Source organism: Plectonema cf. radiosum LEGE 06105 (genome assembly GCF_015207665.1).
Lineage (GTDB): Bacteria > Cyanobacteriota > Cyanobacteriia > Cyanobacteriales > Nostocaceae > Rivularia > Rivularia radiosa_A.
In genome coordinates this window covers 84493-91060 of record NZ_JADEWL010000015.1, presented here as the reverse complement: position 1 = coordinate 91060, position 6568 = coordinate 84493, and the positions used below count along the sequence as shown (strand labels likewise).

Annotated in this window: 5 protein-coding genes; 2 read left to right on the top strand and 3 right to left on the bottom strand. The window is 38.6% G+C overall.

Annotated elements, in window-relative coordinates:
- The coding region (locus IQ247_RS33335; protein WP_322745455.1) for a choice-of-anchor Q domain-containing protein at positions 1-2198 on the bottom strand (2198 nt) is incomplete at its 3' end.
- Between the two features lie 257 nt (positions 2199-2455).
- Here IQ247_RS33335 and IQ247_RS07495 point away from each other — a divergent pair.
- Positions 2456-3346, top strand: coding sequence for an AMIN domain-containing protein (locus IQ247_RS07495; RefSeq protein ID WP_193918601.1), 891 nt, complete (start codon positions 2456-2458; stop codon positions 3344-3346).
- Between the two features lie 295 nt (positions 3347-3641).
- Here IQ247_RS07495 and IQ247_RS07490 read toward each other — a convergent pair whose 3' ends face one another.
- Together IQ247_RS07490 and IQ247_RS07485 are read right to left on the bottom strand one after the other, a co-directional pair.
- Entirely contained in the window at positions 3642-4187 is a 546-nt protein-coding gene (locus tag IQ247_RS07490) for a DUF3172 domain-containing protein (protein ID WP_193918599.1), read from the bottom strand.
- 468 nt (positions 4188-4655) lie between these two features.
- A complete protein-coding gene (locus IQ247_RS07485; RefSeq protein ID WP_193918597.1) occupies positions 4656-5135 on the bottom strand; it encodes an NAD(P)H-quinone oxidoreductase subunit N in 480 nt (159 codons plus the stop codon).
- 749 nt (positions 5136-5884) lie between these two features.
- On the opposite strand from IQ247_RS07485, the gene rplC reads away from it, so the two are divergent.
- Positions 5885-6517 (top strand): 50S ribosomal protein L3, encoded by a 633-nt coding sequence (rplC, locus tag IQ247_RS07480; protein ID WP_193918595.1) that lies wholly within the window; start codon positions 5885-5887, stop codon positions 6515-6517.
- Positions 6518-6568: the final 51 nt, after the last annotated feature.

Below are 6568 nucleotides of genomic sequence, written 5' to 3'. Positions count from 1 at the left end.
TAAAGGAAAGCATTTCCACTGTAATTAGAAGCATTAATTGTATTACCTGTATCTCCCCCACTTAAAACAACTCGTTCAATATCGGTAAAAGTATCTGTACCTGTAACATCACTTTGAAGAGTACCATTGGTAAGTGTAAAATCGGTATCTGCTGTTTCTCGTAGGGTATCAAAACCATCTCCACCGTCAATCGAGTCATTACCTTCACCACCGTAGAGATTATCGTTTCCATCTCCACCAGTTAAAGTGTCATTTCCAGCAAATCCGAACAGAAAATCATTTCCTGCTCCTCCATCAATAATGTCATCTTTTGCGGTTCCCCTGAGTCGATCATCTCCAAAAGTTCCATTGACTTCGTTTGGAGCGATATATTGATAGGCACCAATATCAACTGTATTATCAACAGTCCGCTGAAATTGTACACCTCTTTGGTCAAAGAAAATTGACTCAGTAGTATTACCATCTTTATCTAAGTCAAAACTATCTAGAGCTAGGTTAGTATTACTACCTGCATTAATTGCTGGACTACCACTTAAAAGTGCATGAGTCTGAGTAGCACCACCATTATCCTGTAGAGGACTGAGTAATGGATCGATTGGAGCAGCAATTGTACCAACAATGTCACCGCTAATCAAGCCGATTACACCATTACCGTTACCGATTAAGTTATTACCACCACTAGTAATATTACCAAAAGCTAAGTTTATAAAGTCATCATTATCTGTATTAGCTGCAACAATGCTATTAGAAATATTAGTAATACCAAAGTTAGCAATACCACCCCCTACTTGAGAAGTACTATTATTTCCACTAGTATTTTGGGCTATGTTATTTGTAATAGTGCTGTTGCTAATCGTTGATTTACCACCTAATGCGGGATCAAAGGGATTTAAAGGATTAATTGTATTAACTAATCCACCACCACTTTCAGATGCAGTATTACCACTGAGAGTACTGTTAATTAAAATTAGACTATCATCATTACGAATACCGCCGCCATTTTTCGCGGTATTACCACTAAAAGTACTATTTACAATTGTTGCTGAAGCACCAATCGTGTTGATCAGTCCACCACCACCACTGGTATTACTCGTTCCAATTGAGGTGTTATCGGCAATAGTACTATTAATAATAGCTATAGTGCCATCGTTACGAATACCACCACCATCATCAGCAGCTTCATTATCACGAACTACAACATTTTTTAAGGTAAGGTTTTCTCGGTTCCAAATACCTGCACCATCATCGTTATTGTCATCACCTGCTGTAGTTTTTCCACCTGTAATACTTAAACCTTCGATAGTGACATTAATTTTATTACTGCCGTTGCTATCATCAATTTTGAAGACACGTGATGCATTATTACCACTAATAGTAAGTTGATTCGCACCTAAACCCTCAATAGTAACAGCATCTGTTATTAGTAATTCACCGCTAGTCAGAGCAATCGTTTGTCCCTTCAAACTAGCATCAAAGGTAATTGTATTTGCACCTGCAAGATTGTTCGCGTTTTGAATTGCTTGTCGTAAAGAACCTTCACCACTGTCGTTAGTATTGGTAACAACTAAGCTATTATTTATTTCAGCGACAACTTGAATGCTTCCTGTTGGTAAATCGGTTCCAGTACTTGAAAAAGTCCAGTTTTGAGGATTATTAATCGCTGCTAACCATTCTTCCCGCGTACCGTTAGATATAGTATTAAAGTTAAAAGCAGCATACTTTGCAACAATATCATTAAGGAGAACTGCTGTATTATCTTGTTGAGATAATCCAGTAATTACACTACCTGTATTGGAAGTTGTCGCGTCTTCAAAAATACCAGTATTATCAACTTGATAAATAGCTGTAAAATTGGAAGATAGGGGATTAGTTGAATTAGTTGATTGAAATGCTGCTATTTGATCTCCCGTTGCAGCTAAATCTAAACTTCCAGAAACGTTATTCCAAGTAAAATTACTTGATGAATCTACCCTATTAATAACTGTACCAGCAGTAATATTGCTATTAGCAGTAAATTTAACTACTCCCTCCGCAGTTCTAAAAGTAGAATCAGAACTCTTCCAACCGTTATCGGTAAAGTAGATTTCAGTACCCGCATCTAAATCAACTAAGGGAACAAAAGAAAAGGAATCGGGAGAACCATTGGTGATATATCCAATAATTGCAATATCACCGGGATTAAGAACTGTAGCTGCCATATAAGTCTATTATTTTAATTAAGATTGTTAAAAAAATAACTTATACATCTCCTTGATTTCATCGAGGAATTTTCGGAAATATCTTGATAAAAGCATGAAGATTGTTAACTATGGAATTTTAAATGCAGAGGAATGCAAAGTATACGCGGAGAAACGTAGAGTTTTCTGATTTTAATCTGACAAATTTGGGCAATGTTGTACTAAACTATTAGCAATTAAGCCGCCTACTCTGGCTTAACCTACAAGGGATAAAAATAATGGATAAGCAATTTAAGAACAGGCAATTTGTCTCTTGGTGTAAGAGATTAATTCGTGTTGGCTTGTTTAGCTTATATGCAGCAGTTGCTCTTGATACTAATAGCAGTATTGCCGCACCAACTGGAAAACTAGAAGATTGGCGATTTTCTCCCCTAGGTTCGCAGTTAGAAATTTCTCTCTCAGCACCATCTCGTCCCCAGTATTTTTACTTATCTCAACCTCCTCGTTTAGTGGTAGATTTACCTAATACCAGATTAGGTTACGTTCCTACCGAACAAAATTACAACGGAGCAGTTCAGAGAATTCGCGTTTCTCAGCTAAACGAAGATGTAACACGTATTGTCCTGGATTTAGCTCCGGGAGCCTTTTTTGACAGCAATCAAGTACAATTACAACCCCTTTCACAAAATCCTAATCGTTGGGTGCTTCGTCCTTTTATTGCTCGTAATGACAATTTTTTACCACCAGGATATTCATCAGTAGGGGGTGATTTACCACCGGGTGCTTACTCTCCACAACCACCAGGGATTCTTCCACTCCCACAACCACCAGGTAATCTTCCTCCTGGAATGTATAATCCTTCACAAACTATTCCAAGTGTAAATACACAACCTGTTTTTGCTACACCCTTAACATTACCGCCTGTTAACAATGGAAGCAATGGATATTTACAGCAGCCTACTGTAACTGTACCACCGATTACAAACAACAACCGATTTCCACAAATCCAAAATCCAGTTCTTCCACCCGCAACATTTCCTTCACCGTCAGGAAATTTCAGTACTCCTCCATCCCTTTTCCCCGCAGCCCCATATAATTCTCCGGTAATTAATACACCAGAGTCTGGAATAATTGAATTTGGACAACCTTTCCCCAATCCCAATCAATAATTTGATGCTTTAAAAAACGTGAGTTTTACACAATCACAGAAGTCTGGTTTTTACGATTAATATCCCTAACCCAACAAAACAAGTCATAACAACCCGATTTCTTACCCCACGAAAAAACAGTCGCAGAAGTCGGGTTTTAAAGAAAAATGTTCGTAGCATCAGAAAACAAGTCATAAAAACCCGACTTCTTAGATTCACCATCGAATTCAATACAAATAGAGACGCAATGAAAATCTATTGCGTCTCCATATCAAGTCTTATTTTTAGTAACAGCCCTAATGTTAACAATAACTTTCTAGAATCTTTCCGTCTCTCCAGGTAAATTTATAGCTCCTTCTTCTGTACTAAAGAAGTTTTTCGCTGCATCATTTTGATAGATGCAGTTAATAGCAAGCTCTTTACTATCTAATCTACCCGTAAACCCAAAAGTATTTAAACGATTTTTGCAATCTCTTATTTGATCTGATGTTACTAGGTTTTTCTGTCTTAAAATTTCCCAGTTACTTTGACGTAAAACGCATCCAGGGCGCATACTGGGTTGACCAACATAAACATTAAACGGGTTTAGAGTTACAAATAATCTGGTATCCATAACCATCGCACTGGCTCCATACTGTACGCAAACCTCTGGATTTGGTGCTTTGGTATCAATATACTCACGAGAAGCAACATTCGATGGTGAAAAAGTTGCTGTAGAACTAAAAGCGATACCAATACCAATACCTAGAATAAATATGCCCCCCAGAATGGCAATAGTTGTGAAATTAAATACTGAGGAGCCAAAATTAGAGCTTTTAGGAGAGGTATTAGTTGACCTACTACTATATTTATTACGTTTCATATCTGCTTTTTTAACTTCACGCCTCGAACTACAGGGAGCAGTAGTTAAAATCTCCCTCTTTAAGTATGACGATTTTTTGATCTAATTGTCCGTTACTTTCGCAATAATCTTTCACCTAAATTACAAAAAACATGGGAAGAGAGGGGAGAGGAGTAAGAGGGGGGAGCTTTCAAGGGTAGGTATTTAGGTTTTGGACAAATAGTTGAGAATTTTCTCAACTGTTGAACGTAGCTTTAAGGTTTCAGACGATAACTTTGGCTCTAAAAGCAAGAAAATAGGTCTAATCTAAAAAACCTACCCATGAGAGAGAGGGGGGAGAGCGGGGAATAGGGGAAGAGCCGGAAATAGGGGAAGAGCCGGAAGAGTGGGAAATAGGGCAAGAGCGGGAAGAGGGGAAAATAGCGAGCGAGACGCTCGCACTAACTCCCAACTCCTAACTCCTAACTCCTAACTCCTAACTCCCATCTCCTAACTCGCTATAGCCAAACTTTCCTCTAAAGGCATAAAACGAAAAGCGCGATCGCCACCCCTTTCAATTACAACTTTTACTCTTGGCTCGATTTTAGGTAAATTTGCCAAATATTCTACCTCTTGATCATCAAGAGTATGTCCGTCAATAATCCACAATACTAATCCTTTGGATTTTGGTGGCAACTGTTCTAATTGAGTACTAATGATTGGCGGTAAATAATATACATAACCTACCGCAGCTCCGCTACTGGTGCTTTTTTTGCCAAGATGTGGAGGTCTTACACCGTGAACTCCAGTTAAATAAGCTGCTACATCACCAATTCCTTTGCCGCTGATACACAAAGCATTGTAGCCCTTAGCACGCAATCGACGACGATACCGACCTTCAAAACCGCCTTCTAAAGGTACATACACTGCAAGAGCGCCAAATTTTTCCAACTTACGAATGAAACCGCCACCGTTAGTAAGTAATGCCATAAAACTTTTTCAAATACCACTTCGATAATTCTATTATTAGTTAAAAGTTATCGGTTAACAGTTAATTAGCGACCAGTTAAGAGTTTTGTATGATCGAGTGCTAATTTCTTGTTCTCCCATTTCTCTAAAAAGAATCTGGACAAAATAAAATAAATAACTTACACTATTTATTTGTGACCAAATTCAAACATTAGCCGCTCTGTAAATAAAATTCTTGCTTAAGACTATTTTGTAAGATTTTCAGCAGATTTATCCCAAGAAATTAGTTAAAAGCGATCAAAGAGTGGTAAATTAAGAAGCCTTGAGGTAAACTTAATACGCTTAAGACTTTTTAGATTGGTAAACTAGTATATTGGTTGATAATGGCATAATGTCAGCCTTTGAAAAAAGGATACTGAGCGGAATTAGCCGCTTAAGTCCACCGAAGTGAAAGAGTAAAAGTGCCAAAGCAATTGTCTAGAAAGGCATTGCTGCACAAATCGCAAAGCTATCAAGCATTGCATTTAATTCTTTAATCTTTCCTTTCAGGAAAGTATTTTAAGCTGCGCCAATAAATCAACAATTTTTAGATGATTGGCGGTGAAAGAACAAAAAAAACCCGTTGTAGAAGTTGGATAAGCTTAGCCTGAGCTACTCCTGACTTCTGAGGTTTTTTGATGACATCGGCGGGTAGTTTCTTGAAAAAGAGACTCCAAAATCCTAAAGTTCCGAAATAAAGCGGAAAACTGATAAAAAGGAGACTTGTAACTGTGTCTGTAGGTATTCTCGGCACCAAAGTGGGTATGACTCAGGTTTTTGACGATGCGGGAGCAGCAATTCCCGTTACTGTCGTTCAAGCCGGACCATGTACTGTAACCCAAATCAAAACTATTCAGACCGACGGTTACTCCGCCATTCAATTAGCATATGGTGAAGTAAAAGCAAAAGCATTAAATAAGCCGATGTTGGGGCATTTAGCAAAATCTTCTGCTCCACCTTTGAGGCACTTAGAAGAATACCGCGCCGAAAGCACGGATGAATATTCTTTGGGTCAGCAAATCAGTGCTGATATTTTTGATGCAGGTCAGCTAGTAGATGTAGTCGGTACAAGTATCGGTCGTGGTTTCGCAGGAAACCAGAAGCGTAACAACTTCAGTAGAGGTCCGATGTCCCACGGTTCTAAAAACCATAGAGAACCAGGTTCCATCGGTGCTGGTACTACTCCCGGTCGTGTTTATCCCGGTAAGCGGATGGCTGGACGTTTGGGAGGTAAGCGCATTACAGTTCGCAAACTAAAAATTGTGCGAGTTGATGCCGAACGTAATTTATTGTTAATTCGGGGAGCGATTCCTGGCAAATCAGGAGCATTAGTTAATATTCTCCCTGCAAAAGAAGTGAAATAGTCATTCGCGGAATGGATTTTGGATTTTGGATTTTGGATTGAATAATTCAAA

Coding starts and splice junctions, on each gene's coding strand:
- IQ247_RS07490 (WP_193918599.1), bottom strand. CDS start 4,187: ATGAAACGTAATAAATATAGTAGTAGGTCAACTAATACCTCTCCTAAA.
- IQ247_RS07495 (WP_193918601.1), top strand. CDS start 2,456: ATGGATAAGCAATTTAAGAACAGGCAATTTGTCTCTTGGTGTAAGAGA.
- IQ247_RS07485 (WP_193918597.1), bottom strand. CDS start 5,135: ATGGCATTACTTACTAACGGTGGCGGTTTCATTCGTAAGTTGGAAAAA.